Below are 25,874 nucleotides of genomic sequence, written 5' to 3' on the forward strand. Positions count from 1 at the left end.
AAGTGAAAATTATAGACAGATATATCTTAAAGAAATTTTTGAGTGCTTTCTTTTTTACAGTAATACTTTTAGTGGCGATTATTTGTGTGATTGATTTTACTGAGAAAAACGATGACTTTATTAATAGTCATGCACCGTTTCGCTTGGTAATGAAGTATTATTTAAATTTTGCTCCATACATAGCAAATATGCTAAGCCCGATTACTGTATTTATTGCCACGGTATTCGTAACAGCAAAGATGGCCTCTCATACCGAAATTATTGCAATTCTGAACGGAGGAATCAGCTTTAGAAGGATGTTGTTGCCATACATTATGGGGGCTAGCATGATTGCGGTTTTCATATTTATCCTAATAGGATGGCTTTTGCCCAAAGCCAATAAGGAACGAGTCGCTTTTGAAAATGTATATGTAAAAGATCAGTTTTTTTATGAAGGCAGAAATGTACATCTCAAGATAGCTCCGGAGACCTATGTCTACATGGAAAGTTATAACAACCAAATCAGTACCGGATATCAGTTTACTCTAGAATCAATTGACGGAAAAAATTTGAAAAGCAAACTGAAAGCGATGAGGATTACATGGTTGCCTGATAAGAAAAAATGGGAACTGGAAAATTACATGATCAGAAAGTTTGTAGACGGCAAGGAATCCATCAGTTTTGGGACACGTACAGATACTACTATAAACCTTTATCCTAAAGATTTTGAAAGTACCTATTTGCTTCATGAGACCTTTACACTGCCAGAACTGAAAGCATATATAAAGGAGCTGAGGGAAAAGGGTGTTGAAAGCGTAGCAGTTTATGAAATCGAGATGTATGAACGGTATACATATCCTTTCGCGATCATTATTCTTACCGTTATTGGAGTGGTTGTTTCAGCCAGAAAAACGAGAGAAGGAGCAGGCTTTCAGATTGCGTTCGGGTTCTTACTTGCTTTTATCTACATCATATTTGTGATTATGAGCCGAAGTATAGCAAATGCTGGAACTCTTAGTCCATTACTGGCAGCGTGGCTTCCGAATTTAGTGTTTGCTTCGATAGGTTTAATAATGTATAAAACGCTACCCAGGTAATTCAAAAAGAAAAGGAAAAGCTAGTGCATCCTGATAATGATATATTGTGAAGGTGTTCTTTATCGGTAAATATTCCGAACATTGTAGATCCGCTTCCGCTCATACAAGCATATATAGCTCCTGAGGAATACAGCTTTTCCTTTATATCATTAAGCATAGGATAAATCTCAAAAACCGAATCTTCAAAATCGTTATGCAACTTCTCTTTCCATTGTAAAATGTCACCTTGTATAACTTCATTTACCGGATAAAGAGGGGCTTTAGGTTTAACTTTACTGTATGCTTCTTTTGTGGAAACTCCAAAGGGGGGGAATATCAATAATCCAAAATAACCATCTAAAGACAGATTCACAGGAGAAAATACATTTCCTTTTTCTTTTCCTATTACTGCTCTATTATTCACAAAGAACGGACAGTCACTGCCAATTGGTGCCACTATATCTTCCATTTCAGCGGTAGAAAGGTCAAGTTTAAATAATTCGTTGAAAAGCTTGACAGCAAAAGCAGCATCTGAAGAACCTCCACCTAAACCGGCGCCCATTGGAATAGCCTTATGAAGGTGAATCTTTACCTGACCAATACCATATTTCTTTTGCATTACCCTGTACGCCTTGATTACCAGATTGTCTTCCCCGGAAGAACTTTCTATGCCAGAATGAGTAAACTCAAACTGATCTGAATGAAGTATTTCAAGGGAATCAAAAATTTTTACAGGATAAAAACATGTTTCAAGGTTGTGAAAACCATCAGGTCTTCTGGAAACTATATTTAAGCCAAGATTAATTTTGGCATTAGGAAAAGCAATCATTAATTAAATAGAAGCTATTTTTGAAACAAAAATAGAAAAAACGCTTAAAATTCTTTAGACCCAAAAACAACAATGTATCAAAGGATTCTAAAACCTGTATTTGATGTGACCTTTTCTTTTTTGGCGCTAGTGTTTTTTTTGCCCTTGTTTTTGTTAATTTCAGCTTTGATTTCGGTTTTTAATACCGGTCCAATATTTTATCTTCAAAATCGTGCTGGCTATAAAGGCCGGTCATTTAAAATCATTAAATTCAGAACAAGACATAATATTGCCAATGAAGAAATTCCGGATCTGACATTTATTGGTAAAATCTTAAGACGGACCAGTCTTGATGAGTTGCCGCAATTGATAAATGTACTAAAAGGCGATATGAGCCTTATTGGTCCGCGTCCCCTGTTGATGGAATACCTACCGCTGTATAATGAAGATCAAGCGAGACGCCACAATGTAAAACCTGGAATTACAGGGTGGGCTCAGGTAAATGGAAGAAATGCCATTGACTGGAAAAGAAAATTTGAATTGGATATTTTTTATGTTAATAATTGCTCCTTCTTACTGGATGTAAAAATTACCTATTTAACCATTGGAAGAATTATTTCCGGACATGGGGTAAACACTGCTTCAGGAGAGTTGGTTGAAAAGTTTAAAGGGAATTAAGAATATGTTATTATACGGTGCCGATAGTTTTGCAAAAGTTGTTAAAGAATGTGCTAAAGCCTCAGGAAAGGAGGTTTATTTTATTTTTGACGACTTCCAACGAGATATTAAATTGGATAGTACCCCTATTATCGGTCCATACAATAAAGAGTTTAGTACAAACGAGTCTATTCTTATTGCTGTTGAGGATAATTTGCTTCGTAAAACTCTTGTTCCAAAAATTGTGCATGAATTTGCTTCTGTTATTCATCCTCAAGCTATTATTTCTAAATATGCAAGTTATGAGGCAGGGACAATTATTTTTCAAGGGGCTATTATCCAAGCAGGAACAACTGTAGGTAAGCATTGCATCATTAATATGGGCGCAAAAATTGATTTTGAATGCCAGATCAGTGATTATGTAAACATTGGTCCAGGAGCAATAATTGGAGGTTATGCCAGACTTGAAGAAGGAGTTACAGTTGGAGCTGGAGCTATTGTGTCTCCAAATGTTGAAATAGGTAAATGGGCAGTAATTTCACCAGGTTCAGTAGTTACCGAAAATGTGCCGGAATATTCCGTGGTAGAAGGTATTCCAGCAAAGGTGGTTAAATCGCTTACCAAAACCGTATAAATTGAGTTTCTAAGACTGATTTTTATTCGAAATTAATAACAGTTCGTTATTCTAAATCTTCGATAAGACTTTTCCCGTAGATCAAAATACAGTAAATTTAACTAGTCATAATTCAGTATTTTGATCATAACTTTTCTATGAGAAAGTCCCTTCTTCTTTTGGTGTTCATATCTTTTGTTTCATATCAGTTTTCATTTTCCTCAGGTATAAAAGAAGAAGACTTTGCAAAGGTTGATAAAGATTACAACAAAGGTGATTACAAGCTTGCCCTGCAAAAAGCAAAAAATATTCTCGCCAAATCATTAGAAAAACCGAATGACTTCCTGACAGCTGCTCGCATAAATTTTAAGCTCGCCAAAGTTTATGATGCGCTTGGCAGATTTGAAGAATATAAACAGTGTGCAGAGGCTGGATCTGCTAATCTGACAAAAGCAGACCATAAAGATACAGTTCTGTTCGTATACACTTGCCTTGAAGGAATCACTGCATTGAGCGAATATGGAGAATACTTAAAAGCTGCAAACCTTATTGAAAGCGCAAAACTTCTGTTGGACAATAAAATCAATCATCCGAATCTCAGGGCAGATATTCTGGAAAAGGAAAGTCTGGTATTGTTTAAAATGGGATACTACAAGAAAGCAGAGGAGTCTACTGTTGAATTGATAAAACTTCGTAAGAGTATTCTGGCAAATCCTTTTGGTGTTAAAGTAAAATTGAGTTCGAAAGAGATAAAAGATAAAAAGTCTGATATAGCCAGAGCTGTAAATCTTTTAAGTGAAATAAAAATTAAGAATTCAGATTTCAAAAATGCAGATTCTCTTATTAACATAAATTTGAAATGGATTTCATCCAACCTAGGTAAGAAAAGGATTGAATACTCGAAAGCTCTGTATTTAAAAGGTTTAATCTATGAAAATAAAGGAGACGCTTCCAGGGCAGGAGCTAAATTTGCCAAAGCTTTAAAAAGTTCGACCAAGAGTAAAGACGTAAAATATAAAGTACATAGTAAGCAGGCTATTACTTATTATGAAAATCTAATTCCCACACTTAGGAAAGCCGGTCACTCCCGAAAGGCCAGTAAGAGAGAAAAACAATTAGAAGCTAGAATCAAAAGATTTTATGGCAAAGAAAACTATGCTTTTGTTAGAACTCAGCTTATCGTGGCTGATAGAATTTTTCAGGAAAAAGATTATCATAAAGCTCAGTCCAAATTTCAATCTATTCTTAAAGACAAGAATTTTTTTCCAGAAAATCATATAAAAAGAGTTGGAGTTCTTGATCTGTTATATAAATCTCAAATTGAAAATGAAGATTTTCTTGCTGCAGAGTCAACTTTAAAGAAGATCTCGGAACTAAATCTGAACGCATATGGAAAAGATGCCCCTAATTACCACCTGGGATTAGTGGAAGAGGCTAAATATATTGTTAACTATGGAGATCAATTCTCAAGAGCAGAAACAATTTATGCCTCCAGTCTGAATGATGTTTTGGAAAAAGAGGTACCTCACAACAATCTTCAATACATAGAAGGATTATATAGTCATGCTAAACTTTATCAAATCAGGGATAAATATGAGAAGTCATTAATTACACTTCAGAATGCAAAATCAATAGTAGAAAAATACTATGGAAATTCTTCCGAGCACTATGCTGTTTTCTTAGAAAAATATGCATCACTGCAACTCGTATTAGGCAAGTATAATGAAGCGGAAGAGAATATTAATAAATCTCTGGCATTTTTTAATTCGCAAAATTACAGTGACCAAAATATAGCTTATGCACATAGTCTTGAAACACTTTCAAAATTTTTCATTGTGCAGGGAAAACTCCGTGAAGCAGAGAAAACAGTGAAAAAGGCAATAAAGATAACTAAGAATGCGAATGAAAATGAGAAAGTATCCACCATCTCAGATGAACTTGCTAACTTAAATATTCTTACAGGGAATTATGCTGCTACTGAAAAATCTCTTTTAGAAATTATAAGAATACGTGAAGGAAAATTTGGGGTAAAACATCGAAGCCTTATCAATCCTCTGAACCAGCTAGGTAACCTTTACCTAATTATTGGAGATTATAACAAAGCTGAAAAATTAGTAAGGAGAGCATATAAAATCAGTGAGGAAATTTTCGGAGCAAACTCTGTCATTCACGCTGAAAATATCAAACTTTTATTGAAAATTTATACTGCCATTGGAGATTATGATAAAGCTGAGGAAGCAGGAAGCAAAGCACTTGCAATTCAGATAGCCTGTTATGGTAAAAATCATTTGCAGGTCGCCTCAACTTTGAACGAGCTTGCTTTGGTGAAATTTTATAACAACCCACATGGTCCAGAGTCCGAAAAATTATTCACTGAAGCAATTTCCATAATCTATACGTGCCTTGGAAACAATAATTTGAATTATGCAGAAGTGTTGAAAAACTTGTCAATGTTTTACATTGAAAATGGAAAAAAAGAATCAGCTGAAGAGTATCTTAATAATGCTAATAAAATCTGGATTACAAAGCTAGGAAGTGTAAATGTCCATTCTGCAGAGGCCGCGTTTACAAGAGGTATATACTTTTCAAAAGAAGAGAAATTTTCAGAGGCCAAAGAATCTTTTGCAAACAGTAAGAGTCTCTATGAGAAAATTTTTGACAATGAGCACCCAGACTATATCAAAGCTCTTAGCAAAGAAGGCCAAATGGCTTTCATCTTAAATGATTACAAAGCAGCAGTTAAATACCTCAACGAAACCACTGCTGCTGATTTGAAATTTATTAAAAAGTATTTCCCTTCACTTAGTGACAGAGAGAAAAATAAATTTTGGAATCTGATCAAAGATGACTTTGAATTTTATAACACTCTTGCAATAAAATTATCAAAGGAAAATCCAGAGCTACTTCAAAACGTCTACAACTTTAGCCTTAAGACAAAAGCTATTTTATTAAATTCATCAATTAAAGTAAAAGAAAGAATCCTGAGCAGCAACAATCAGGAACTGATAAAAAAATATGAGACCTGGATTGAAAAGAAAGAATTTCTAACGTCCGCTTTATCCATGAATTTTGAGCAACAGAAAGAGAACGGTATTGATGTAAAGCTTTTAGAAAAAGAAATAGAAGCTCTTGAAAAAGACCTGAGTGAAAAGTCTGAATCCTTTCAGGTGAATTACGAAAAGTCGGATGTAGATTGGAAACAAGTTAAAGACATTCTAAAACCTAATGAATATGCCATAGAAGTTATAAGATTCAGGTATTTCGAAACGGATTTTTCTGATTCAGTGCTTTATGCGGGCCTTATTGTTAATGAAAATTCAAAGTTACCAGAGTTGGTTCTAATACCTAATGGCAATGATCTGGAGAATAGATATCTTAACTATTATAGAAATTGTATTAAGCTTAATGTAGAGGACCAATTATCTTTTGAAAAGTTCTGGATGCCCTTTAATAACTCCATAAAACAAAATTCCACAGTTTATCTTTCAGGTGATGGAGTTTATAATCAGATAAATTTGGAAACAATTTGTTCTCCTGATAAGACATATTTGCTGAATCAGTATGACATAGTCCTGGTCAGCAATACAAAGGATTTGATAAGAGGAAATAATATTAAGTCAGAGAAAAGAGGTAATGCCACAACGGAGTTAGTCAACAAGATAAAGTTATTTGGGAATCCCACATATTATGATGAATCTGATAATTCTCAATCTAATGATCCTTTATATATAAAGACATCTTTAAGTTTTGAGGATGGTAAAAAGATACCACAACTTCCAGGAGCAGAAGGAGAGATTAAGCACCTAAACGCATTGATGATCAAAAATGGATGGGAAACTGAAACGTATTTGAATAATGAGGCCACAGAAGGAAATCTAAAAGCAATTAAAGATCCCAAAGTATTCCATATTGCAACGCATGGATTTTTCATGGAAGATTTGGAGAAAGGATATCAGGACGGATTTACAGATAAGAACCTACAAAATCCCTTATTGAGGTCAGGTTTGTTGCTGAAAAATGGAGGGGTACTACTTGCAAAAGATAATATATATGAATTAAATTCAGAGGATGGTATTTTAACTGCCTATGAAGCAATGAATTTATACCTGGATCATACAGATTTAGTAGTATTGAGTGCTTGCGAAACAGGTGTTGGTAAGGTACAGTTAGGCGAAGGGGTATGTGGTTTGCAAAGAGCCTTTTTGATTGCAGGTGCCAATTCAGTGATAATGAGTCTATTTAAAGTCTCAGATGACGTAACCAAAGACCTTATGACTATATTTTACGATAAATGGCTCACGTCAGGATCTAAAAGAAAATCATTTTTGGAAGCTAAGAGATTAATTAAGGAAAAATATAAAGATCCGATTTATTGGGGAGCTTTTATTATGGTTGGAGCAGAGTAAAAAATAAATTTTCTATTAAAATTGGTATGTTTGTTTTGTGTAACTTGCTCTAATTCAATAAGTTGAGGCATTTTTATTTTTTAATAACGATTTTTTCAAAAAAATATAAAATATAGTTTTTGCAAAAGATCCTAATTTCCGTATCTTTGCCCTTCCAAAAAAAATAAGGGATTTAATTCTTTTTAAGTAAATGCCTACTATACAACAATTAGTAAGAAAAGGTAGAGAGAAACTGACCTCTAAATCTAAATCTCCCGCGCTGGATTCGTGTCCACAAAGAAGAGGAGTATGTACAAGGGTATACACCACCACTCCAAAGAAGCCGAACTCAGCAATGAGAAAGGTTGCCAGGGTAAGGTTGACTAACGGAAAGGAAGTTAACGCTTATATTCCGGGAGAAGGTCATAACCTACAAGAGCACTCAATAGTGCTAATCAGAGGTGGAAGGGTAAAAGACTTACCAGGTGTAAGATACCATATTGTAAGAGGTGCCCTTGACACCGCAGGTGTAAATGGAAGATTACAATCAAGATCAAAATACGGTGCTAAAAGACCTAAGCCAGGTGCTGCTGCTAAAACGCCTGCTGCAAAAGGTAAAAAGAAATAATACGTTATGAGAAAGGCTAAACCTAAAAAGAGATACCTTCTGCCTGATCCTAAGTTCAGGGATACATTGGTTACTAAGTTTGTAAACTCTTTGATGTATGATGGAAAGAAAAGTATTGCATATGATATTTTTTATTCTGCATGTGACTTAGTAGAGAACAGAACCAAAGAAAACGGGCTAGAAGTCTGGAGAAAAGCATTAAATAATGTAAGTCCTCATGTTGAAGTAAAGAGCCGTCGTGTTGGTGGTGCTACTTTCCAGGTTCCTACAGAAGTAAGACCAGAGAGAAAAGCAGCATTGGGTATGAAGTGGCTTATTCAGTATGCAAGAGGCAGAGGTGAAAAAACTATGACTGAGCGCTTGGCAGGCGAAATTATCGCTGCGTCTAAAGGTGAGGGAGCTGCTGTGAAGAAGAAAGACGATACTCATAGAATGGCTGAGGCGAACAGAGCATTTTCACATTTCAGAATATAATTTTCTATAGAAATTAAATGGCACGCGATTTAAAATATACAAGAAATATAGGTATTGCTGCGCACATTGATGCTGGGAAAACCACAACAACTGAGCGTATTCTTTACTATTCGGGAGTGAGCCACAAAATAGGGGAGGTTCACGATGGTGCGGCTACTATGGACTGGATGGCGCAGGAGCAAGAAAGAGGTATTACAATTACTTCTGCTGCTACAACTGTTAACTGGAACTATAGAAATGAGAAATATCATGTGAATATCATTGATACGCCGGGTCACGTGGATTTTACTGTTGAAGTAAACCGTTCCCTACGTGTATTGGATGGTCTTGTTTTCTTATTTAGCGCTGTAGACGGTGTTGAACCGCAATCAGAAACGAACTGGAGACTTGCAAACAACTATAATGTTGCTCGTTTAGGTTTCGTAAATAAAATGGATAGAGCAGGTGCTGATTTCTTAAATGTATGCAAACAAGTTAAGGAAATTCTTGGCAGCCATGCTGTAGCTCTTCAGTTACCAATTGGATCTGAAGATAATTTTAGAGGTGTTGTGGATCTTGTAAACTTCCGCGGAATTGAGTGGAACGAGCATGATAAAGGTATGACATTTAAAGAAGTACCTATCCCTGCAGACATGATGGATGAAGCGGTTGAGTATAGAGAAAAATTACTTGAAGCTGTTGCTGAATTTGATGAAAAGATCATGGAGAAATATTTCGATGATCCTAATTCTATCACCGAAGCAGAAATCCTAACCGCTCTTAGAAAGGCAGTTATTGCAATGAAAGTAGTTCCAATGCTTTGTGGTTCTTCCTTTAAGAATAAAGGTGTTCAGACAATGTTGGATTATGTGATGGCATTGCTTCCTTCTCCTTTAGATAAAGAGAGTATCAAAGGAACAGATCCAGAGACAGAAAAAGAGATTTCGCGTAAGCCGGATGAAAAAGAGCCATTTGCAGCTTTAGCTTTTAAAATCGCTACTGACCCATATGTAGGCCGTCTTTGTTTTATCAGAGCATATTCAGGAGTGTTAGAGTCTGGATCTTATGTTTATAACTCTAGATCTGAAAGTAAGGAGCGTATTTCTCGTGTATTCCAGATGCACGCAAATAAACAAAATCAAATAGAACGTTTAGGAGCAGGTGATATCGGGGCTGTAGTTGGTTTCAAAGATATTAAGACAGGAGATACACTTTGCGATGAGAAAGCGAAAATAGTGCTTGAGTCAATGACATTCCCAGAGCCAGTTATCGGTTATGCAATTGAGCCAAAAACTCAGGCAGATGTTGATAAGATGGGCATGGCTATAGCTAAACTTGTAGAAGAAGATCCTACTTTACATGTCTCTACAGACCAAGAAACTGGTCAGACGATTCTTAGAGGAATGGGTGAGCTTCACCTGGAGATTATCATCGACAGGATGAGAAGAGAGTTTAAAGTTGAAATCAATCAGGGTGCGCCTCAGGTTGCTTACAAAGAGGCTCTTACTAAGAACTTTGAACACAGAGAGGTTTACAAGAAGCAAACTGGAGGTAAAGGTAAATTTGCCGACATTAATTTTGAACTTGGGCCTAGATTGGACGATAAAACAGGTCTTGACTTTGCAAACGAAATCGTTGGTGGTGTTATTCCAAGAGAATTTATAGCTCCAATACAAAAAGGCTTTAACGATGCCATGAAAAATGGTCCTTTAGCTGGTTATCCCATAGAAGCGATGAGGGTTAGATTATTCCATGGTTCTTTCCACGATGTCGATTCTGATGCACTATCATTTGAACTTGCTGCTAGAGGTGGTTTCAGGGAGGCTGCAAGACAGGCGGGACCTAAATTGATGGAACCTATCATGAGTGTTGAGGTAATTTGCCCAGATGAATATATGGGATCTATTACTGGAGACTTGAATAGAAGAAGAGGACTTATGAAAGGTATGGATACTAAAGCTGGAGGTCAAGTTATTAAAGCTGATGTACCATTAAGTGAGCTATTCGGATACATAACTGACTTGAGAACTCTTTCTTCAGGTCGTGCAACAGCAACATTGACATTCTCTCATTATGAATTTGTTCCTAGTAACTTAGCAGATTCAATTATAGCAAAAGTAAAAGGAGCAGCAGTAACGAAATAATTTTATGAATCAGAAGATAAGAATTAAATTAAAATCTTACGATCACAATTTGGTAGATAAATCATCTGAAAAAATTGTGAAAGCAGTAAAAGCAACTGGAGCAGTTGTAAGTGGACCAATTCCTCTTCCAACAGAAAAAGAAATTTTTACTGTTTTGAGATCTCCTCACGTGAGTAAGAAGTCTCGTGAGCAATTTCAACTTTGCACCTACAAAAGACTTGTTGATATTTATTCAACTAGCACAAAAACTGTAGATGCTTTGATGAAATTAGAGTTGCCAAGTGGAGTTGATGTTGAAATCAAAGTCTGATTTGATATAGAAGGTACTACAAAAAGGACCAATAATAATAATATTGGTCTTTTTTTTCCCCTCCAATACCCATTTTTAAAAATATTGTTCAAAACAAATTTGCTGGGAATTTAAATTTTGTTAACTTTGCAGTCCGTTTTTAGAAATACTAACAAGTTAACGGAAAGAGTCCTTAGATTAAGAAATAAAGCGACAAGAAAATGTCAGGGATTATAGGTAAAAAAATAGGCATGACAAGCATCTTCCAAGATGGTAAATCAATCGGAGTTACCTTGGTGGAAGCAGGACCTTGTGTGGTAACTCAGGTTAAAACTATCGAAAAAGATGGTTATACTGCAGTTCAATTAGCATATGGAGATAAAAAGGAAAAAAATACTCCAGCTGCTTTGTTAGGACATTTTAAAAAAGCAGGAGCTACGCCTAAAAGTAAATTAGTCGAGTTTAAAGAATTTGAAAAGGCTTTAAATCTAGGAGATTCAATAGCAGTTGCAGATGTTTTCGTTGAGGGAGACTTTGTTGATGCTATTGGAACATCAAAAGGTAAAGGTTTTCAAGGTGTTGTTAAACGTCACGGCTTTTCAGGAGTTGGAGGACAAACTCACGGTCAACATAACAGACAGAGACACCCAGGTTCTGTTGGTGCATGTTCTTTCCCTTCTAGAGTATTCAAAGGTATGAGAATGGCAGGTAGAACAGGAGGAGATAGAGTAAAAATTCAAAACCTTAGAATAGAAAAAATTTATCCGGAGAAAAACCTACTATTAGTTAGTGGTTCAATTCCCGGCGCTAAAAATTCATTCGTAATTCTGGAGAAATAACAATGGAACTTTCTGTAGTAAATAATAAAGGAAAAGATACTGGTAGAAAAGTTGTTTTATCAGATGATATATTCGCAACAGAGATCAATGATCACGCAATATATTTAGATGTTAAGCAATTTCTAGCAAATCAACGTCAAGGAACGCATAAGGCAAAAGAAAGAGCCGAAGTAGCATTCTCAACAAAAAAGCTGAAAAAGCAAAAAGGTACTGGTGGAGCAAGAGCAGGAAGTAGAAAATCTCCTGTATTTGTTGGAGGAGGTACTATATTCGGACCAAGACCAAGAGATTACAGATTTAAGCTGAATAAAAAGCTAAAAACGCTTGCTAGAAGATCTGCATTGACTTATAAAGCTAAATCAAATAATATTTCAGTATTAGAAAACTTATCTTTTGATAAGCCTAAAACTAAAGTATACATTGACCTACTTAAAAATCTTAGCTTAAGCGACAAGAAAACGCTTTTAGTTCTTGGTGATACAAACAAGAATGTATTTTTGTCAAGCAGAAATTTGAAAAATGCTAAAGTTATAACTTTTGATCAACTGAAAACATTTGATGTTCTTAAGGCTGATAAGGTTGTACTTGCAGAGGGTTCAGTTGCAAAATTAGAAGAATTACTGGGTTAATATGAAAAATATTTTAATTAAACCCCTTGTAACTGAAAAGGTTACAGTCCTTAATGAAAAAGGAAAATACGGGTTTGTTGTAGATAAATCTGCTAATAAGATCCAGATTAAGCAGGCTGTTGAGAAACAGTACGGTGTGAATGTTGAAGAAGTTAAAACATTAATCGCACCTGGAAAGAAGAAAACTAGATATACCAAAGCTGGAATAATGGCAGGTAAAACTTCTTCTTATAAAAAGGCAATTATTAAAGTTGCCGAAGGTGAAATTATTGATTTTTACGGAGGACTATAGAATTTAATCAAGATGGCTGTTAAAAAATTCAGACCCATAACTCCAGGAACTAGATTCAAAGTCGGTTCTACTTTCGATGAGATTACATCAGATGTTCCTGAAAAGTCACTTTTAACTTCGGTTAAAAGAAGTGGAGGTAGAAATAACTCCGGAAAGATGACCATGAGATACATTGGAGGTGGTCATAAAAAGCAATATCGTATTATTGATTTTAAAAGGGATAAAAATAATATTCCAGCAACTGTAAAGTCTATTGAATACGATCCAAACAGAAGTGCAAGAATTGCTCTACTTTATTATGCTGACGGAGAGAAAAGATACATTCTTGCTCCAGATGGATTAAAAGTTGGAACAAAGGTAGTTTCTGGAAAAGGAATCGCACCAGAGATAGGAAATAGTTTAGCTCTTTCAGATATTCCGTTAGGTACTATAATACATAATGTAGAGCTAAAAAAAGGTAAAGGTGGAGCTTTAGCGAGAAGTGCAGGTACTTATGCTCAATTAGTTGCTAGAGATGGAAAATATGCAACTGTAAAACTTCCATCTGGCGAAATGAGACTAGTTCTTGCTGATTGCGTAGCAACTGTAGGCTCAGTTTCTAATCAGGATCACATGAATCTTACAGCTGGTAAAGCAGGTAGATCAAGATGGTTGGGGGTTAGACCTAGAACTAGAGGTGTTGCAATGAACCCTGTTGATCACCCTATGGGAGGTGGTGAAGGTAGAGCTTCAGGAGGTCATCCAAGATCAAGAAAAGGACTTTTAGCTAAAGGCAAAAAGACTAGAAATAATAATAAATATTCCAAGGATCTAATTGTTTCAAGGAGAAAATAAAGGCTAAACGATGGGACGTTCTCTAAAAAAAGGGCCATATATTGATTTTCGTCTGGATAAGAAAGTTCAGACTATGAATGAATCAGGTAAAAAATCAGTAATCAAAACTTGGTCTCGTAGATCAATGATTTCTCCTGATTTTGTAGGCCATACATTTGCAGTTCATAACGGTAATAAATTTATTCCTGTGTATGTAACAGAAAATATGGTAGGACACAAGCTGGGTGAATTTGCACCTACTCGTAACTTTAGAGGTCACACAGCGAAAAAAGACAAAGGTAAAAAATAATTATGGAAGCAGCTGTTAAACAAAGAAGATCTGTAGTTAAAAAGAAAAAGAAAGAAGCAGCTTTAAAAGCTTCTTTTGATGGATCTGTAGTTGCGAAACTACGCAATGTTCCAACATCTCCAAGAAAGATGAGATTAGTTGCTGACTTAGTTAGGGGTATTAAAGCAAACGCAGCTTTAGCAATGCTAAAATATCAGCCTCAGTCTGGTGCTAAGAAAATAGAGAAATTATTATTATCAGCTATTTCTGACTGGCAAATCAAATATCCTAATGAAAGACTTGAAGACGCTGATCTTGTAATAAAGGATATATTTGTTGATGGTGGAAGAATACTTAAAAGATTACGTCCCGCACCACAAGGAAGAGCTCACAGAGTTAGAAAAAGATCTAACCACATAACACTAGTATTAGCTAGCCTTAATGGAGTTTCTGCTCCATTATCAGAAGTTAAAAAAGAAGAGACTAAGTCTAAATCTGTTGAAGGAGGGAAGAAAGAGGCGAAGGCAAAATCTCCGAAAGCTAAAAGTACGGCAAAAACAGAAGTTAAAAAAGCTACCAAAAAATCCGAAAAGTAATAAACAATGGGACAAAAAGTTAACCCTACTGGCTTTAGATTAGGAATCGTAAAAGGATGGGATTCTAATTGGTATGGAGGAAAAACCTTCTCTGATAAATTGGTTGAAGACGAAAAAATCAGAAAATATGTTTTTGCCAGAATTCCAAAAGGTGGTATTGCTAAAATTATCATCGAAAGAACTCTTAAAAGAATTACTCTAACAATAAATACAGCTCGTCCAGGTGTTGTCATAGGTAAAGGTGGTGCTGAAGTTGACAAAATTAAAGAAGAGTTGAAAAAAGTTACTGGTAAAGATGTTCAGATCAATATTTTTGAAATCAAAAGACCAGAACTTGATGCTAAACTTGTGGGAGAATCAATAGCTCAGCAATTGCAAGCTAGAATTTCTTATAGAAGAGCTATGAAACAAGCGATAGCTTCAACTATGAGAGTTGGTGCACAAGGTATTAAGATAAAATTAGGTGGACGTTTAGGCGGTGCCGAAATGGCCCGTAATGAACAATATAAAGAAGGTAGAATCCCTCTTCATACATTAAGAGCTGATATTGATTATGCTGTCTCTGAAGCGTTGACAGTATATGGTAAGATTGGTATTAAAGTATGGATCTTCAAAGGTGAAGTTTTTGGAAAAAGGGATTTGTCTCCTAATGTAGGTCTTGCAAGTACATCTGCAAATGCCCCTGCTGAAGGTGGAGCTCCACAAAATAGAGGTGGAAAGAAAAAGTCCGAAGGTGGACCAAAAAGAAAAAGAAAATAACAAGAGGTTTTTACTGCAATAGTAAAGAGTTGGTTAGGCAACTGTAAAAGTTTAAAAGAATGTTACAGCCAAAAAGAACAAAATTTAGGAAGCAACAAAAGGGTAGAAACAGAGGGATTGCGACAAGAGGTTTTAGTATAGAATTTGGATCTTTCGCTATCAAGGCTCTGGAGCCTGGTATGATAACCAGCCGTCAGTTAGAGGCTGCTCGTATTGCTATGACTAGAGCAATGAAAAGAGAAGGACAAGTTTGGATTAGAATTTTTCCAGATAAGCCAATAACTAAGAAGCCTGCTGAGGTTCGTATGGGTAAAGGTAAAGGAGCTCCTGAATATTGGGTGGCTGTGATTAAGCCGGGAACGATTCTTTTTGAATCAACAGGTATTTCGAAAGAAACTGCTATGGAGTCTCTAAGACTTGCTGCACAAAAATTACCAGTAAAAACTAAATTTGTTGTTCGTCCAGATTACGAAGGTTAATTCAATGAAAACTTCTGATATAAAATCTCTAAACGCTGCTGATTTAAAGAGTAGAATCTCTGCAGAGCAAGAGGCTCTTGCAAAATTAAAATTTGCACACGCTATTTCTCCAATTGAAAATCCTATGAAGATTAGGGAAGCAAAAAAAGTAATAGCTCGTCTTCAGACAGCTTTGAGTGAAAAGGTTAAATCCAAATCCTAATCTTTAGATTATTATGGAGCAAAGAAATTTTAGAAAAGAGAGAGTTGGTAAAGTCGTTAGTAATAAAATGACAAAATCAATTACAGTAGCTGTAGAAAGAAAAGTTAAGCATGCTAAATATGGTAAGTTTCTTAATAAGACTACCAAATTTATGGCTCATGACGAAAAAAATGAGTGCGGTATCGGTGATACCGTAAAGATCATGGAAACTCGTCCGCTGAGCAAATTGAAAAGATGGAGATTAGTTGAAATTATTGAAAAGGCGAAATAACCATGATACAGCAGGAATCAAGATTAAATGTAGCTGATAATAGCGGAGCTAAAGAGGTTTTAGTTATTAGAGTTTTAGGTGGAACAAAGAAAAAATATGCTTCCATTGGCGATAAAGTAGTAGTAACTGTGAAGCATGCACTTTCGTCTAGCAACTTAAAAAAAGGAACAGTTTCTAAAGCTGTTATAGTTAGAACAAAGAAAGAAGTGAGAAGAGTGGATGGTTCTTACATAAGATTCTCAGATAATGCAGTTGTTTTATTAAACAACAATGACGAGCCTAGAGGAACTCGTATCTTCGGGCCTGTCGCAAGAGAACTTAGAGAGAAACAGTTTATGAAGATTGTATCACTTGCTCCTGAAGTATTATAATATTATGGCAACTACAAATAAAAAATTACATATAAAAGCAGGTGATACTGTAAAAGTTATTGCTGGCGATTTTCGAGGTAAAACAGGAACAGTTAAAGGAGTTGATGTTGCTGGAAATAAGGCTATCGTTGAAGGCCTTAATATGGTGACAAAGCACACAAAGCCAACTGCTACGAATCCCAATGGAGGAATTGTAAAAAAAGAGGCTCCTATTCATGTAAGTAACCTAATGGTTGTAGATTCTAAAGGAACAGCTTCAAGAATAGGCAGAAAGTTAGATTCAAAAGGTAAGCTTCAGAGATATTCAAAGAAAACTGGAGACATAATAAAGTAAGGATATGGCTATTCCAAGACTAAAGGATAAATACAACAAAGAGATTGTTGCTCAATTAAGAAGCAAATTTCAGTATAAATCTCAGATGCAGGTTCCAAAATTGACAAAGATTGTTGTTAATAAAGGAATGGGAGCTGCTGTTTCAGATAAGAAAATTGTTGATGTTGGAGTTGAAGAGTTAACAACAATTACTGGTCAGAAAGCTCTAGCTACAAAATCTAAAAAAGCTATCTCTAATTTTAAACTAAGAGAAAATATGCCAATTGGAGCAAAAGTTACTCTACGTGGAGATAGAATGTATGAATTCATGGATAGACTTATGTCGATTGCTTTACCAAGGGTTCGTGACTTTAGAGGAATTAGTGATAAAGGATTTGATGGCAAAGGGAACTATACATTAGGAGTTAAAGAACAAATTATATTCCCTGAGATTAGTATTGACAAAGTAAGTAAAATTTCTGGTATGGATATTACTTTTGTTACTACAGCAAATACAGACGAAGAAAGTCTGGAGTTATTAAAATCATTCGGTCTACCTTTCGCAGGACAGAAAAAATAATTGAAATGGCAAAAGAATCAGTAAAAGCTAGAGAAAGAAAGAGAATCAAACTCGTAGCTAAATACGCTAAAAAAAGAGAAGAACTTAAAGCTAACGGTGATTTTTTAGGTCTAGATAAGTTACCTAGAAATTCTTCAAAGGTAAGATTACACAATAGATGTAAATTAACTGGAAGACCAAGAGGCTATATGAGAAAGTTTGGTATCTCAAGGGTTACATTTAGGGAAATGGCTTCTGCCGGTAAAATTCCAGGAGTAACTAAAGCAAGCTGGTAATTTTTTAATAAAGATTTTCTTTTTCAAAAAATCTTCTTAAATTTGCAGCCCTGATTCGGGGCTTTTAATTTTAATATATAAAGAAAAGTTTAAAATGGATCCTATCGCAGATTATTTAACAAGATTGAGAAACGCTATTAAGGCGAATCATAGGATAGTTGAGGTTCCTGCTTCAAATATAAAGAAAGAGATAACCAAAGTACTCTTTGACAAAGGTTATATCCAGAATTATAAATTTGAGGACGATGATAAGCAAGGAAAAATAAAAATTGCTTTAAAATATAACCCTCTAACTAAACAATCTGCAATTGTTAAAATAGAGAGAATAAGTTCTCCAGGATTAAGAAAGTATTCTAAATCAGCAACTTTGCCAAGAGTTTTAAATGGCTTAGGTATTGCAATTTTATCTACCTCTAGAGGTGTAATTACCGATAAGGAAGCTAGAGAATTAAATATTGGTGGTGAAGTACTTTGTTATATTTATTAATATTATAAAAAAATAATATGTCAAGGATTGGAAAAAAACCAATTGCAATACCTGCTAAGGTTGAAGTAAAAGTTGGTTCTGGAAATTTGGTAGAAATTAAAGGTCCGAAAGGGACTTTAGTTCAAGCTGTTGACTTAGATATTAAAGTATCTGTAGAAGGATCCAATTTAAATGTTGAAAGACCTACAGATCAAAAGAGACATAAAGCTTTACATGGCTTGTATAGATCATTGCTTAGTAACATGGTACTTGGAGTAAGTGAAGGTTACAAAATTGATCTAGAATTGGTTGGGGTAGGTTATAAAGCTACGTCTACAGGTTCAGTTTTAGAATTAAGCTTAGGATATTCCCACAATATATTTGTCGCGTTACCTAAAGAAGTTGCTGTAAAAACATTAACTGAAAAAGGTAAAAATCCAATAGTAACCTTGGAATCAATTGATAAACAATTGATAGGACAAGTGGCTGCAAAAATTCGTTCACTGAGAAAAGTTGAACCATACAAAGGTAAAGGTATCAGATTTGTTAACGAAGTTGTTAGACGTAAAGCTGGTAAAACTGCTGCTAAATAATAAATTGTTTTAAGATGGCTACTAAAAAAGATTTAAGAAGACTGAGGATAAAGAGAAGTATCAGAAAGAAAATTTCTGGTACAGGGGTTAAGCCAAGACTCTCAGTTTTTAGAAGCAATACAGGTATATACGCTCAAATTATAGATGATATAGCAGGAAAAACAATTATCAGTGCATCCTCTGTAGAGCTAAAATCCCAAAAAGGAACTAAATCAGAACTTTCAAAAAGTGTTGGTTTAAAGATTGCTGAGAAAGCAAAAAGTAATGGTATTTCAGAAGTAGTATTTGATAGAGGTGGATATCTTTATCATGGTAGAGTCAAAGCTTTAGCTGAAGGTGCTAGAGAGGGAGGCCTTAAATTTTAATCGATATGTCTCAGGTAAATATTAGATCAGTAAAAGCTAGCGAAATTGACCTTAAAGAAAAGGTAGTAGCTATTCAAAGAGTTGCAAAAGTTGTAAAAGGAGGACGTAGATTTAGTTTCTCTGCAATTGTTGTAGTTGGAGATGGTCATGGTGTTGTTGGTTATGGCTTAGGTAAAGCTAACGAAGTTACAGACGCTATCACTAAAGGTATTGATGATGCCAAGAAGAACCTTATTAAGGTTCCAGTATTAAAAGGTACTGTTCCTCATCCGATACATGGAAAATATAGTGGAGGTTTTGTATTTTTAAAACCTGCTGCTCCTGGTACTGGAGTAATTGCTGGTGGTGCAATGAGAGCTGTTCTTGAAAGTGCTGGCGTTAAGGACGTATTAGCTAAATCAAAAGGATCTTCAAATCCTCACAATGTGGTAAAGGCAACTTTTGATGCTTTACTAAGAATGAGAGCTCCGCATGTCGTAGCTCAACAAAGAGGTGTTACATTGGCGAAAGTATTTACCGGTAAGTAAAATGGCTAAGATTAAAATAACTCAAGTTAGAAGTACTATAGATCGTCCAATCGATCAAAAGCTTACTATTAAAGCTTTAGGACTTGGTAAAATAAATAAGAGTGTTGAGGTGGAATCTACTCCTCAAATTCAAGGAATGGTTAAAAAAGTAAATCACTTGGTAACTGTTAGCAAAATCTAATTATGAACTTAAGTAATTTGACTCCTGCAAAAGGGTCTGTTAAAAATAGAAAAAGAATAGGTAGAGGTACTGGATCTGGACGTGGTGGAACCTCTACTAGAGGTCACAAAGGAGCTAAATCAAGATCAGGATATTCTAAGAAATCAGGTTTTGAAGGAGGTCAAATGCCACTTCAAAGAAGAATACCTAAGTTTGGATTTAACAATCCAGACAAGATAGTATTCAAACCTATAAATCTTGATATAATCAATAATCTTGCAACTGAAAAGAAATTGTCGTTAGTTGACGACAAAGTTCTTTTAGAAAATGGATTAGTATCTAAATCTGATAAAATCAAAGTTTTAGGAAGAGGGGAGCTAAAAGCTAAATTGGAAGTTAAAGCTCATTCTTTTTCTGAATCAGCTGTAAAAGCAATTGAAAATGCAGGTGGTAAAGCAATAAAAATTGCATAATGAAAAAGTTTATCCAAACCATTAAGAATATATTTTCAATAGAAGACCTAAGAATCAGAATACTGAATACTATAGGTTTTCTTTTGATTTTTCGTCTAGGATCTTATGTTGTCCTTCCTGGTGTCGATCCTGCTTCTATTGAAAGGGGATCTAATAAAGACAATATATTAGGATTGTTGGATACCCTAGTTGGAGGTGCATTCAGCAATGTTTCTATTTTTGGTTTGGGTATCATGCCATACATTTCAGCTAGTATAGTTTTGCAACTATTAACTTTTGCTGTTCCTTATTTTCAAAAGCTTCAAAAAGAAGGAGAATCTGGTAGAAAGAAAATTAATCAGATAACTAGGGTTCTTACTATATTTATAACTTTAGCTCAATCCGTTGGATATCTTGCAGCTACAGTAAATCAGGAGATGTTATTCCCTGGAGTTGATAGAGCATTCTTTACAATTAGTGCAATGTTAATCCTTACTGCTGGTACAATGTTTTGTATGTGGCTAGGTGAGAAAATCACAGATAAAGGAATTGGAAATGGAATATCTATGCTAATTATGGTTGGAATAATTTCAAGATTTCCACAAGCCATTGTCATTGAAGGTGCAGCAAAAGGAATGAAAGGAGCTTTACCATTCATAATTGAGTTAGGAGTATTGTTCTTTATTATTATGGGAGTTGTAATGTTGACTCAAGCAACTAGAAAAATTCCAGTACAATATGCAAAGCAAGTAATTGGGAATAAAGTTTATGGGGGACAGAGACAATATATTCCGTTAAAAGTAATAGCTGCTGGTGTAATGCCAATTATCTTCGCTCAGTCAATAATGTTTTTGCCGGCAATGATAGCCTCAATGTTTTCGGATAGCAGTGATTTTGCTGGATCAATTGGAGCAACATTCTCAGATTTTACAAGTTGGCAATATAATTTAACCTTTGCTATATTAATTATACTATTTACATTTTTCTATACAGCATTATCTGTTAATCCTAATCAGATAGCAGATGATATGAAAAGAAATGGTGGTTTTATACCTGGGGTTAAACCAGGAAAACAAACTTCAGATTATATTGATGATGTTTTATCAAGAATAACTTTGCCTGGTGCCATATTTTTAGCTACTCTAGCTATATTGCCAGCAATTGCACATGTTGCTGGAGTTACAAGAGAGTTTTCCTACTTCTTTGGAGGTACTTCACTCTTGATTATGGTAGGAGTAGTTTTAGATACTCTACAACAAATAGAGAGTTATCTCCTAATGAGGCATTACGAAGGAATGATGCAATCGGGAAGAATTAAAGGAAGGTCAGAAAATGTTGCGATTTCTTCTTCTAACTAATGATATTTTATAAAACGGAAGAAGAGATTGATCTAATCAGAAAGAGTGGTGAACTTTTAGGGCAGGTGCATGGAGAAATTGCCAAGGCTGTAAAGGTTGGAATATCTACTCAGGAATTGGATGAAATTGCATACAATTTTATTATAAAAAATGGTGGAATTCCTTCATTTAAAGGATACAATGGATTTCCCTATACTTTATGTATCTCTATCAATGAACAAGTTGTTCATGGATTTCCAAGTAAATATATTTTAAAGGATGGGGATGTAATTTCTGTTGATTGCGGAGTAAATTTGAATGGATACCATAGTGATAGTGCATATACGTATGGTGTTGGAAATGTTGCTGAAGAAGTAAAACAATTATTAGAATTTACTAAGCAATCTTTGTATTTAGGTATTGAAGAAGCTATTGTTGGCAAGAGGACTGGTGATATTGGTTTTTCAATACAGAATTTTGTTGAGTCTAAGGGATATTCGGTTGTAAGAGAATTAGTGGGTCATGGTGTAGGTAAAAAATTGCATGAAAGTCCTGAAGTGCCGAATTATGGGAAAAGAGGTAAGGGGGTAAAATTAGAGGAAGGAATGGTGATCGCCATTGAACCAATGATTAATTTAGGGAAAAAGGAAATTATTCAGGAGGAGGATGGTTGGACAATAAGAACTAAAGATAGAAAACCCTCTGCACATTTTGAACATACCGTTGCCATTAGAAAAGGAAAAGCTGAAGTACTAACAACATTTAAATACATAGAAGAAGTAATATAATGGCAAAACAGTCCTCTATAGAGCAAGATGGAACAATAGTAGAAGCATTGTCTAATGCTATGTTTAAAGTAGAGTTGGAAAACGGACATCAAGTTATCGCGCATATTTCTGGTAAAATGAGAATGAATTACATAAAAATTTTACCTGGCGATAAAATACGTTTGGAGATGTCTCCTTACGACCTTTCAAAAGGAAGAATTGTATACAGATATAAATAGGTTTTAGCGAATAGCTACTTAAATTTATCAAAAAATGAAAGTTAAAGCATCTATTAAGAAAAGAAGTGCTGATTGTAAAGTAATCAGAAGAAAAGGTAAACTTTACGTGATCAATAAAAAGAACCCAAGATTTAAACAAAGACAAGGTTAATAATTATTACTATGGCTAGAATTTCAGGTGTAGATATTCCGGATAACAAACGCGGGGAAGTTTCATTAACTTATATTTACGGTATAGGTAGAAAATCTGCTCAATTTATTTTATCAAAAGCAGGCGTTAATTGGGATAAAAAAGCTAGTGAGTGGACCGAAGAGGAATCAACTGCAATTAGGAATATTATTGGTGCTGAGTTTAAAGTTGAAGGAGTTCTTAAATCAGAAGTTCAACTAAGCATTAAGCGTTTATTGGATATTGGATGTTACAGAGGTCTTAGACATCGTAAAGGACTTCCAGTAAGAGGGCAAAGAACTAAAAATAACTGCCGTACTCGTAAAGGTAAACGTAAAACAGTAGCTAACAAGAAGAAAGCTACTAAATAATAAATAAATATCTAGATAGATAAATATATGGCTCAACAACAACAAGCAGGCAAAAGAAAGGATAAAGCCAAAAAGAGAGTAGTAGTTGTAGAATCTACAGGTCAGGCTCATATTAAGGCTAGCTTTAATAATATCATTATTTCCATTACTAATAATGCAGGCCAAGTAATTTCTTGGGCATCTGCAGGAAAAATGGGTTTTAAAGGTTCTAAGAAGAATACTCCTTATGCTGCTCAGGTAGCTGCTCAGAATTGTGCCCAGGTTGCATTTGATTTAGGATTAAGAAAGGTTGAGGTTTTTGTTAAAGGACCTGGCTCTGGAAGAGAATCTGCAATCAGAACTATTCAAAATGCTGGTATCGAAGTATCGATTATAAAAGATGTAACTCCTCTGCCTCATAATGGATGCAGACCTCCAAAGAAAAGAAGAGTTTAATTACAGTTTAAAGGTTAAGTCCTTTTACTTTTAAGAATTTAAATAAAATAATTGTTCAGAAATGGCAAGATATACAGGCCCGAAAACAAAAATTTCAAGAAAGTTCGGTGAACCAATCTTAGGAGCAAGTAAGGCTCTACAAAAGAAGAGCTATCCTCCTGGAATGCACGGTAGAGGAAGAAGAAAAAAGCAGTCTGAGTATGCGGTTCAGCTTGCAGCAAAACAAAAAGCAAAGTATACTTATGGTGTTTTAGAGAGACAATTCTCTAATACATTTGATAAAGCTGCTAGAATGGGTGGTGTTACTGGTGAAAACTTGCTTAAACTTCTTGAATCAAGACTTGACAATGTTATCTATAGATTAGGGATAGCACCGTCAAGAAGGGCAGCTAGACAGCTTGTATTACATCATCATATAGTTGTTAATGGGGAGGTTGTTAATATTCCTAGTTACTCTATGAAACCTGGTGATATAGTAGCTGTTAGAGAAAAGTCAAAATCATTGGAAGTCATAACTGCAAGTTTATCTGCAAAAGGCGGAAAGAAGTTTGCATGGTTTGAGTGGGATAGCAATACAATGACTGGTAAGTATATTAACTATCCTCAGAGAGAGGAAATACCTGAAAATATTCAGGAACAGCTTATCGTCGAGCTTTATTCCAAATAATATATTGTTTTATATTTTCTTTTTATCGGATCCAAAAGAAATAACGGAATATGTCAATATTAGCATTTCAAATGCCTGAGAAGGTTGTAATGGAAAAAGCAGACGATTTTCATGGTCTGTTTGAATTTAAACCTCTCGAAAAGGGCTATGGAGTAACGATAGGTAACGCACTTAGAAGAATCTTGCTTTCTTCTTTGGAGGGTTACGCTGTAACAGGAATTAAAATTCCAGGAGTTCTTCATGAGTTTTCTACAATAGAAGGTGTAATGGAAGATGTATCAGAAATTATATTAAATCTTAAAATGGTAAGGTTTAAAAAAGTAGCTGATACAAATGAAAGTAAAATTGTAGTTTCCCTAAAAAAGCAAGAAGTTTTTAAAGCTGGAGATATAGGTAAATTTACTTCATCATTTCAGATTTTAAATCCTGAGCATGTAATATGCCATCTTGATAATTCTGTTAGTATGGATGTTGAGCTCACTCTTGAAAAGGGTAGGGGATACGTTCCGGCAGAAGAAAATAAGCCAGCGGAACAAGTATTTGGTTTTATTCCAATTGATGCAATTTTTACGCCTATAAAAAATGTTAAATATAGCGTAGAAAATACAAGGGTTGAGCAAAAGACTGACTATGAGAAGTTGATTCTTGATATTGAGACAGATGGTTCAATTCACCCTGAAGATGCCTTAAAAGGAGCTGCTAACATACTTATTAAGCACTTCATGTTGTTCTCTGATCAAACTATGACTTTTGAGACTGCGAAGCCAGACGAAGAAGAAACAGTTGATGAGGAACTATTACACATGAGGAAATTGTTAAAGACTCCAATTTCTGAGTTAGATCTGTCAGTAAGGGCTTATAATTGTCTTAAAGCCGCGGATATTAAATCTCTTGGAGATTTAGCCGCTTTGGATATTTCAGACATGATGAAATTTAGAAATTTCGGAAAAAAATCATTAGCTGAATTAGAAGCTTTAATTGCCGATAAAAACCTAACATTTGGGATGGATTTGGCTAAGTATAAACTTGATGAAGATTAATTACAATGCGACACGGTAAAAAAGATAACCATTTGGGGAGAACCCATAGTCATAGAAAGGCTTTACTTTCAAATATGGCCTCTTCTCTGATCATTAATAAAAGAATTTCAACTACTGTTGCAAAAGCTAAAGCTTTGAGAAAGTATGTTGAACCACTTATTACAAAAGCTAAAGATGACACTACACATTCAAGAAGAATTGTGTTTTCTTATCTTCAGAATAAAGACTCTGTAAGCACTTTATTCTCTGATGTAATAGAGAAAATTTCTAATCGTCCTGGAGGATATACAAGAATTCTTCGTACAGGAAACAGATTGGGAGATAATGCAGAAATGTGTATTATCGAGTTAGTTGACTTCAATGAACTTTATACTAAATCTTCTGCAAAAGAGGCTGGTAAAGCTAAGACTAGAAGAAGTAGAAAAACTTCTAAACCTGGTGAAGTTGCTGTTGAAGCAAAATCAAAGGGTAAAACTGAAAAATCTTCTGAAGTAAAATCAGGTGAAAATACAGAAGCTAAAGACAGCGAATAAAATAGCTATTTTA

The 25,874-nt window shown here is 35.0% G+C and carries 38 protein-coding genes; 37 read left to right on the plus strand and 1 reads right to left on the minus strand.

The window, feature by feature from the left end:
• The first annotated feature begins 2 nt into the window (after positions 1-2).
• On the plus strand, positions 3-1,076 hold the full coding sequence (locus K350_RS0120710; RefSeq protein WP_028981531.1) for an LptF/LptG family permease: 1,074 nt from the start codon (positions 3-5) through the stop codon (positions 1,074-1,076).
• A 1-nt stretch (position 1,077) separates the two neighbouring features.
• On the opposite strand, the gene ispE is transcribed toward K350_RS0120710, so the two are convergent.
• Positions 1,078-1,884 (minus strand): 4-(cytidine 5'-diphospho)-2-C-methyl-D-erythritol kinase, encoded by an 807-nt coding sequence (gene ispE / locus K350_RS0120715; RefSeq protein WP_028981532.1) that lies wholly within the window; start codon positions 1,882-1,884, stop codon positions 1,078-1,080.
• Positions 1,885-1,956: 72 nt separating this feature from the next.
• Between ispE and K350_RS0120720 the strand changes: the two genes are divergently transcribed.
• The 36 genes from K350_RS0120720 (at position 1,957) to rplQ (ending at position 25,861) form a co-directional block, all read left to right on the plus strand.
• A complete protein-coding gene (locus K350_RS0120720; protein ID WP_028981533.1) occupies positions 1,957-2,541 on the plus strand; it encodes a sugar transferase in 585 nt (194 codons plus the stop codon).
• Between the two features lie 4 nt (positions 2,542-2,545).
• Complete coding sequence (locus tag K350_RS0120725; RefSeq protein WP_028981534.1) at positions 2,546-3,154, plus strand: NeuD/PglB/VioB family sugar acetyltransferase; 609 nt, start codon at positions 2,546-2,548, stop codon at positions 3,152-3,154.
• A gap of 137 nt (positions 3,155-3,291) precedes the next feature.
• The gene (locus K350_RS0120730; protein ID WP_028981535.1) at positions 3,292-7,539 is read left to right on the plus strand and encodes a CHAT domain-containing protein; all 4,248 of its coding nucleotides are present in this window, start codon (positions 3,292-3,294) and stop codon (positions 7,537-7,539) included.
• A gap of 190 nt (positions 7,540-7,729) precedes the next feature.
• Complete coding sequence (gene rpsL / locus K350_RS0120735; RefSeq protein WP_028981536.1) at positions 7,730-8,146, plus strand: 30S ribosomal protein S12; 417 nt, start codon at positions 7,730-7,732, stop codon at positions 8,144-8,146.
• Between the two features lie 6 nt (positions 8,147-8,152).
• On the plus strand, positions 8,153-8,620 hold the full coding sequence (gene rpsG / locus K350_RS0120740) for a 30S ribosomal protein S7 (protein WP_028981537.1): 468 nt from the start codon (positions 8,153-8,155) through the stop codon (positions 8,618-8,620).
• Between the two features lie 17 nt (positions 8,621-8,637).
• Complete coding sequence (gene fusA / locus K350_RS0120745) at positions 8,638-10,743, plus strand: elongation factor G (protein WP_028981538.1); 2,106 nt, start codon at positions 8,638-8,640, stop codon at positions 10,741-10,743.
• A 4-nt stretch (positions 10,744-10,747) separates the two neighbouring features.
• On the plus strand, positions 10,748-11,053 hold the full coding sequence (rpsJ, locus tag K350_RS0120750) for a 30S ribosomal protein S10 (protein WP_028981539.1): 306 nt from the start codon (positions 10,748-10,750) through the stop codon (positions 11,051-11,053).
• 200 nt (positions 11,054-11,253) lie between these two features.
• Complete coding sequence (gene rplC / locus K350_RS0120755; RefSeq protein ID WP_028981540.1) at positions 11,254-11,871, plus strand: 50S ribosomal protein L3; 618 nt, start codon at positions 11,254-11,256, stop codon at positions 11,869-11,871.
• Between the two features lie 2 nt (positions 11,872-11,873).
• Complete coding sequence (gene rplD, locus K350_RS0120760; protein WP_028981541.1) at positions 11,874-12,500, plus strand: 50S ribosomal protein L4; 627 nt, start codon at positions 11,874-11,876, stop codon at positions 12,498-12,500.
• Between the two features lies 1 nt (position 12,501).
• On the plus strand, positions 12,502-12,792 hold the full coding sequence (gene rplW, locus K350_RS0120765) for a 50S ribosomal protein L23 (protein WP_028981542.1): 291 nt from the start codon (positions 12,502-12,504) through the stop codon (positions 12,790-12,792).
• 12 nt (positions 12,793-12,804) lie between these two features.
• Positions 12,805-13,626, plus strand: coding sequence for a 50S ribosomal protein L2 (gene rplB, locus K350_RS0120770; RefSeq protein WP_028981543.1), 822 nt, complete (start codon positions 12,805-12,807; stop codon positions 13,624-13,626).
• A gap of 10 nt (positions 13,627-13,636) precedes the next feature.
• Positions 13,637-13,915, plus strand: a complete 279-nt coding sequence (rpsS, locus tag K350_RS0120775) for a 30S ribosomal protein S19 (RefSeq protein WP_028981544.1) — start codon at positions 13,637-13,639, stop codon at positions 13,913-13,915.
• Between the two features lie 2 nt (positions 13,916-13,917).
• Positions 13,918-14,490 (plus strand): 50S ribosomal protein L22, encoded by a 573-nt coding sequence (gene rplV, locus K350_RS0120780; RefSeq protein ID WP_028981545.1) that lies wholly within the window; start codon positions 13,918-13,920, stop codon positions 14,488-14,490.
• A 6-nt stretch (positions 14,491-14,496) separates the two neighbouring features.
• Positions 14,497-15,249, plus strand: a complete 753-nt coding sequence (gene rpsC, locus K350_RS0120785; protein WP_028981546.1) for a 30S ribosomal protein S3 — start codon at positions 14,497-14,499, stop codon at positions 15,247-15,249.
• Positions 15,250-15,308: 59 nt separating this feature from the next.
• Complete coding sequence (gene rplP / locus K350_RS0120790; protein ID WP_028981547.1) at positions 15,309-15,728, plus strand: 50S ribosomal protein L16; 420 nt, start codon at positions 15,309-15,311, stop codon at positions 15,726-15,728.
• A gap of 4 nt (positions 15,729-15,732) precedes the next feature.
• Positions 15,733-15,930 (plus strand): 50S ribosomal protein L29, encoded by a 198-nt coding sequence (gene rpmC, locus K350_RS0120795; protein WP_028981548.1) that lies wholly within the window; start codon positions 15,733-15,735, stop codon positions 15,928-15,930.
• Positions 15,931-15,943: 13 nt separating this feature from the next.
• On the plus strand, positions 15,944-16,201 hold the full coding sequence (rpsQ, locus tag K350_RS0120800) for a 30S ribosomal protein S17 (RefSeq protein WP_028981549.1): 258 nt from the start codon (positions 15,944-15,946) through the stop codon (positions 16,199-16,201).
• Between the two features lie 2 nt (positions 16,202-16,203).
• Positions 16,204-16,572 carry a 50S ribosomal protein L14 gene (rplN, locus tag K350_RS0120805; RefSeq protein WP_028981550.1) on the plus strand — a complete coding sequence of 123 codons (369 nt, stop codon included), beginning with the start codon at positions 16,204-16,206 and terminating at the stop codon, positions 16,570-16,572.
• Between the two features lie 4 nt (positions 16,573-16,576).
• The gene (rplX, locus tag K350_RS0120810) at positions 16,577-16,906 is read left to right on the plus strand and encodes a 50S ribosomal protein L24 (RefSeq protein WP_028981551.1); all 330 of its coding nucleotides are present in this window, start codon (positions 16,577-16,579) and stop codon (positions 16,904-16,906) included.
• Positions 16,907-16,910: 4 nt separating this feature from the next.
• On the plus strand, positions 16,911-17,465 hold the full coding sequence (gene rplE, locus K350_RS0120815; protein ID WP_028981552.1) for a 50S ribosomal protein L5: 555 nt from the start codon (positions 16,911-16,913) through the stop codon (positions 17,463-17,465).
• A gap of 5 nt (positions 17,466-17,470) precedes the next feature.
• Positions 17,471-17,740, plus strand: coding sequence for a 30S ribosomal protein S14 (gene rpsN / locus K350_RS0120820; protein WP_028981553.1), 270 nt, complete (start codon positions 17,471-17,473; stop codon positions 17,738-17,740).
• 94 nt (positions 17,741-17,834) lie between these two features.
• Positions 17,835-18,227 carry a 30S ribosomal protein S8 gene (gene rpsH / locus K350_RS0120825; RefSeq protein WP_028981554.1) on the plus strand — a complete coding sequence of 131 codons (393 nt, stop codon included), beginning with the start codon at positions 17,835-17,837 and terminating at the stop codon, positions 18,225-18,227.
• A 17-nt stretch (positions 18,228-18,244) separates the two neighbouring features.
• Positions 18,245-18,799 carry a 50S ribosomal protein L6 gene (gene rplF / locus K350_RS0120830; RefSeq protein ID WP_028981555.1) on the plus strand — a complete coding sequence of 185 codons (555 nt, stop codon included), beginning with the start codon at positions 18,245-18,247 and terminating at the stop codon, positions 18,797-18,799.
• 14 nt (positions 18,800-18,813) lie between these two features.
• Positions 18,814-19,164: a 50S ribosomal protein L18 gene (gene rplR, locus K350_RS0120835; protein ID WP_028981556.1), complete on the plus strand. Its 351-nt coding sequence runs from the start codon at positions 18,814-18,816 to the stop codon at positions 19,162-19,164.
• 5 nt (positions 19,165-19,169) lie between these two features.
• Positions 19,170-19,691 carry a 30S ribosomal protein S5 gene (rpsE, locus tag K350_RS0120840; RefSeq protein WP_028981557.1) on the plus strand — a complete coding sequence of 174 codons (522 nt, stop codon included), beginning with the start codon at positions 19,170-19,172 and terminating at the stop codon, positions 19,689-19,691.
• 1 nt (position 19,692) lies between these two features.
• Positions 19,693-19,872 carry a 50S ribosomal protein L30 gene (gene rpmD / locus K350_RS0120845; protein ID WP_028981558.1) on the plus strand — a complete coding sequence of 60 codons (180 nt, stop codon included), beginning with the start codon at positions 19,693-19,695 and terminating at the stop codon, positions 19,870-19,872.
• A 2-nt stretch (positions 19,873-19,874) separates the two neighbouring features.
• On the plus strand, positions 19,875-20,324 hold the full coding sequence (gene rplO, locus K350_RS0120850) for a 50S ribosomal protein L15 (protein WP_028981559.1): 450 nt from the start codon (positions 19,875-19,877) through the stop codon (positions 20,322-20,324).
• Positions 20,324-21,661 (plus strand): preprotein translocase subunit SecY, encoded by a 1,338-nt coding sequence (gene secY, locus K350_RS0120855; RefSeq protein WP_028981560.1) that lies wholly within the window; start codon positions 20,324-20,326, stop codon positions 21,659-21,661. Before rplO ends, secY begins: the two co-directional genes overlap by 1 nt.
• Complete coding sequence (map, locus tag K350_RS0120860) at positions 21,661-22,428, plus strand: type I methionyl aminopeptidase (protein WP_028981561.1); 768 nt, start codon at positions 21,661-21,663, stop codon at positions 22,426-22,428. The genes secY and map overlap by 1 nt, the downstream gene beginning before the upstream one ends.
• Positions 22,428-22,646 carry a translation initiation factor IF-1 gene (infA, locus tag K350_RS0120865; protein ID WP_028981562.1) on the plus strand — a complete coding sequence of 73 codons (219 nt, stop codon included), beginning with the start codon at positions 22,428-22,430 and terminating at the stop codon, positions 22,644-22,646. Before map ends, infA begins: the two co-directional genes overlap by 1 nt.
• Before the next feature lie 34 nt (positions 22,647-22,680).
• Positions 22,681-22,797 carry a type B 50S ribosomal protein L36 gene (ykgO, locus tag K350_RS0120870; protein WP_028981563.1) on the plus strand — a complete coding sequence of 39 codons (117 nt, stop codon included), beginning with the start codon at positions 22,681-22,683 and terminating at the stop codon, positions 22,795-22,797.
• An 11-nt stretch (positions 22,798-22,808) separates the two neighbouring features.
• Positions 22,809-23,186, plus strand: a complete 378-nt coding sequence (gene rpsM, locus K350_RS0120875) for a 30S ribosomal protein S13 (RefSeq protein WP_028981564.1) — start codon at positions 22,809-22,811, stop codon at positions 23,184-23,186.
• A 27-nt stretch (positions 23,187-23,213) separates the two neighbouring features.
• The gene (gene rpsK, locus K350_RS0120880; protein ID WP_028981565.1) at positions 23,214-23,621 is read left to right on the plus strand and encodes a 30S ribosomal protein S11; all 408 of its coding nucleotides are present in this window, start codon (positions 23,214-23,216) and stop codon (positions 23,619-23,621) included.
• 61 nt (positions 23,622-23,682) lie between these two features.
• A complete protein-coding gene (gene rpsD / locus K350_RS0120885) occupies positions 23,683-24,288 on the plus strand; it encodes a 30S ribosomal protein S4 (protein WP_028981566.1) in 606 nt (201 codons plus the stop codon).
• Positions 24,289-24,338: 50 nt separating this feature from the next.
• Positions 24,339-25,328, plus strand: coding sequence for a DNA-directed RNA polymerase subunit alpha (locus tag K350_RS0120890; protein WP_028981567.1), 990 nt, complete (start codon positions 24,339-24,341; stop codon positions 25,326-25,328).
• Between the two features lie 5 nt (positions 25,329-25,333).
• Complete coding sequence (gene rplQ / locus K350_RS0120895; RefSeq protein WP_028981568.1) at positions 25,334-25,861, plus strand: 50S ribosomal protein L17; 528 nt, start codon at positions 25,334-25,336, stop codon at positions 25,859-25,861.
• Positions 25,862-25,874: the final 13 nt, after the last annotated feature.

Origin of the sequence: Sporocytophaga myxococcoides DSM 11118 (assembly GCF_000426725.1) — a bacterium.
In the GTDB taxonomy this organism is placed as follows: domain Bacteria; phylum Bacteroidota; class Bacteroidia; order Cytophagales; family Cytophagaceae; genus Sporocytophaga; species Sporocytophaga myxococcoides.